This window comes from Staphylococcus sp. EG-SA-2 (assembly GCF_017152085.1).
The window spans coordinates 1-660 of record NZ_JACYHC010001175.1; the positions used below are offsets into that span (position 1 = coordinate 1).

1 protein-coding gene and 1 pseudogene are annotated in these 660 nt (G+C 37.1%); both read left to right on the forward strand.

Translation table 11 applies throughout. The features are described 5' to 3' along the window. Positions 1-557 (forward strand): mevalonate kinase (gene mvk / locus IDG60_RS19305; protein WP_206161079.1); only part of this gene is annotated, 557 nt, incomplete at its 5' end. A 4-nt stretch (positions 558-561) separates the two neighbouring features. Beyond that, a pseudogene (locus tag IDG60_RS19310) lies at positions 562-660 on the forward strand (diphosphomevalonate decarboxylase); the annotation flags it as partial.

Sequence of the window (660 nt, forward strand, 5' to 3'; positions counted from 1 at the left end):
CGAAAGAAGAACTCATTGAAAAGGCTAATTGGGCAGAGCAAATTGCACATGGTAAACCAAGTGGTATTGATACGCAAACGATTGTATCAGGCAAACCAGTTTGGTTCCAAAAAGGTCATGCTGAAACGTTGAAAACGTTAAGTTTAGACGGCTATATGGTTGTTATAGATACTGGTGTGAAAGGTTCAACAAGACAAGCAGTAGAAGATGTTCATAAACTTTGTGAGGACCCTCAGTACATGTCACATGTAAAACATATCGGTAAGTTAGTTTTACGTGCGAGTGATGTGATTGAACATCATAACTTTGAAGCCTTAGCGGATATTTTTAATGAATGTCATGCGGATTTAAAGGCGTTGACAGTTAGTCATGATAAAATAGAACAATTAATGAAAATTGGTAAAGAAAATGGTGCGATTGCTGGAAAACTTACTGGCGCTGGTCGTGGTGGAAGTATGTTATTGCTTGCCAAAGATTTACCAACAGCGAAAAATATTGTAAAAGCTGTAGAAAAAGCTGGTGCAGCACATACTTGGATTGAGAATTTAGGAGGTTAATGCGTTGATTAAAAGTGGCAAAGCACGTGCACATACGAATATTGCACTTATAAAATATTGGGGTAAAAAAGATGAAGCACTAATCATTCCAATGAATAATAGC